Origin of the sequence: Nocardia sp. CC201C (assembly GCF_030010695.1) — a bacterium.
In the GTDB taxonomy this organism is placed as follows: domain Bacteria; phylum Actinomycetota; class Actinomycetes; order Mycobacteriales; family Mycobacteriaceae; genus Nocardia; species Nocardia otitidiscaviarum.
On the sequence record NZ_JASCXP010000618.1, the window covers coordinates 1 to 2,876 of the forward strand.

Consider the following 2,876-nt stretch of genomic DNA (forward strand, 5'->3'; position numbering starts at 1 on the left):
CCGCCGATTTCGCCGACGCCGACCGCGGCTTCCTGGCCGCGCCGGAATCCGGAGTGATCACCGACGCCGAGGGAAAGACGGTGTGGGACAGCGACTCCTACGACTTCCTGCAGGGCGGCTGCCCCAATTCGGTGCATCCGAGCCTGTGGCGGCAGGGGCAGCTGGTGGTCAAGCGCGGGCTCTACGAGGTGGTGCCGGGGATCTATCAGATCCGCGGGCTCGACCTGTCGAATATGACCATCGTGGAGGGCGATAGCGGCATTGTGGTGATCGATCCCCTCATCTCGGTGGAGACCGCCGCGGCCGGGCTCGCGCTGTACCGCGCCCACCGGGGCGATCGGCCGGTCACCGGCCTGATCTACACCCATTCCCATGTCGACCACTTCGGCGGCGCGCAGGGCGTCGTCACCGTCGAGGACGTGCGCGCGGGCCGGGTGCCGGTGCTGGCGCCGCGCGGCTTCCTGGAACACGCGGTGGCGGAGAACGTCTACGCCGGAACGGCCATGGCGCGGCGCTCGGCCTACATGTACGGTGCGGCCCTGCCGCGCGGCGATCGAGGGCAGGTCGGGACCGGATTGGGCATGACGACCTCGGTCGGCACCGTGAGCCTGATTCCGCCGACCCGCGACGTCACCCACACCGGGCAGGAGGAGACGATCGACGGTGTGCGGATCGTCTTCCAGATCACGCCCGGCACGGAAGCTCCCGCCGAGATGAACTTCTACTTCCCCGACCGGCGCGCACTCTGCATGGCGGAGAACGCGACCCACACCCTGCACAACATCGTCACGCTGCGCGGTGCGCTGGTGCGTGACGCACACGTCTGGGCCAAGTATCTGACCGAGGCCATCCAGCTGTTCGGGGGCAGGTCCGAGGTGGCCTTCGCCTCCCACCACTGGCCCACCTGGGGATCGGAGCGGATCGTGGAATGGCTGGGGCTGCAACGGGATACCTACGGCTACCTGCACGATCAGACCCTGCGGCTGCTGAATCGGGGGTACGTGGGCGCCGAGATCGCCGAGCTGATGACCATGCCGCCCGCTCTCGAAACCGCCTGGGCGAGTCACGGTTACTACGGCTCGGTCAGCCACAATGTGAAGGCCATCTACCAGCGGTACATGGGCTGGTTCGACGGCAATCCGGCGCATCTGTGGGAGCATCCGCCGGTCGAAGCCGCCACGCGGCACGTCGCCGCCATGGGTGGGGCCGATGGAGTGCTGCGGACCGCGCGGGCCGCCTACGCCGAGGGCGACTACCGCTGGGCGGCACAGGTGCTCGACTACCTCATCTTCGCCGAGCCGGAGCATGAGGCGGCGAAGATGTTGCAGGCCAGCACCTTCGAGCAGCTCGCGTATGGATCCGAGAACGGACCCTGGCGCAACTTCTACCTATCCGGAGCATACGAACTGCGCAACGGTCCGTTCGGCACCCCGACCAAGGCCGATGCGGCGGGCGTGGCCGCGGCGCTCACCGTGGAGCAGGTGTTCGACGCCGTGGCCCTGCGCGTCGACGGTCCGAAGGCATGGGAGACGAGGCTGGTGACCGACTGGGTGGTCACCGACGAGAACCGTACGCACCGCGCCGATCTGCGCAACGGTGTGCTCGTCCATTACGACACCGTTCCCGGTGAACCGGACAGCGTCCCCGCCGACGCCACCTTCACCCTCACCCGCGCCACGCTCGTCGGCGTGCTCACCGGTGCCGTGACCATGATCGATGCGGTGCGGTCCGGCGAGGTACGGGTCGCGGGCGATCCGCTGCGGCTCCAGCAGTTGCGGGACGTGCTCGATACGCCCGACCCGGAGTTCGCCATCGTCACGCCCTGAGTCGCGGTGCCGGGCCGACGGTGCGAGTTCAGGCCCCGTAACGCTGTCGGGCGCGCTCGACGATCGCGTCGAGGCGGGCGTGGTGCGCGCCCTTCCAGTACGGCTGACCGCAGTCCTCGCACTGGGCGAAGGTGTCGTAGGAGTGGTCGGTGTGCGCGGGCAGCAGCGCCCGCACCGACTCCCGATCCGTCTCGCGCAGCGGGCCGTTGCAGGTCGTACAGCGGGTCCAGGGGCACAGCGGCGGCGCGAAGCGGGACAGCACGTCGTCGAGCTGTTCAGCGGGACGGTGGCTGTAGACGTAAGCGCCCGCGAAGATTTCGCGTCGCCGCAGCAGACCGCGATCGCGGGACAGCAGGATGCGCTGCTCGGCGGCCGAGCGGGCGGCCAGCGCCGCGTCGCCGATATCCGGATTCTCGTAGGCGGCGTCCACGCCGAGCAGGCGGAGGCGGCGGGCCAGGGTGCCGAGGTGGATATCGAGCAGGAAGCGCGGGCTCGCGACGGGTTGGGGACGCCGCACCGCGCGCACTGTCACGGTCTGCCCGACGGTCGGAATGTGGGCGGTGGATGCCGGTGTGCCGTCGACCAGGAGCTCACCGACCTCGGTGAGCGGTACACCGAGCGATTCCACCACGTGCCCGAGCGTGGAGACGCCGTCCACGCGCGCCGTCGTCGGCGCGCCGCGCCGGCGGGCGGGCAGGAACGGTCCCAGTTCCGGCGCGAAGTCGACGGTTATCCCCGAGGTGTCCACGCGGTCAGCATGCCAGCGTGGCGGGGACGCGGCCACCGTATTGCGGCGATGTCGACGCGGGGGTGCCGATGTCGACGCGGGTGGGTGGCGATGTCGACGCGGGTGGGTGCCGATGCCGAGGCGGTGGGTGCCGATCCCGATGCCGATGTCGCTGGTACCGATGGTGATACAGCCGGTGCTGACGCCGGATGGTGCCGGTGGCGGTTCTCTGGGCGGTTTCGAGGCGGGGCGGGGTCCCCCGCGGATGCCGGGTCGCGCGGTCGTACCGTCGGCGCGCGGGTGCGGATACGGACGGGGGGGGG

General features: G+C 70.2%; 2 protein-coding genes. One reads left to right on the forward strand and one right to left on the reverse strand.

All coding sequences use genetic code 11. The features are described 5' to 3' along the window. Window positions 1-1,826 (forward strand): alkyl sulfatase dimerization domain-containing protein (locus QK444_RS34980; protein WP_282786275.1); only part of this gene is annotated, 1,826 nt, incomplete at its 5' end. Window positions 1,827-1,854: 28 nt separating this feature from the next. Here the strand turns inward: QK444_RS34980 and QK444_RS34985 are convergent. After that, window positions 1,855-2,574: a Mut7-C RNAse domain-containing protein gene (locus QK444_RS34985; protein WP_282786276.1), complete on the reverse strand. Its 720-nt coding sequence runs from the start codon at window positions 2,572-2,574 to the stop codon at window positions 1,855-1,857. Window positions 2,575-2,876 lie beyond the last annotated feature (302 nt).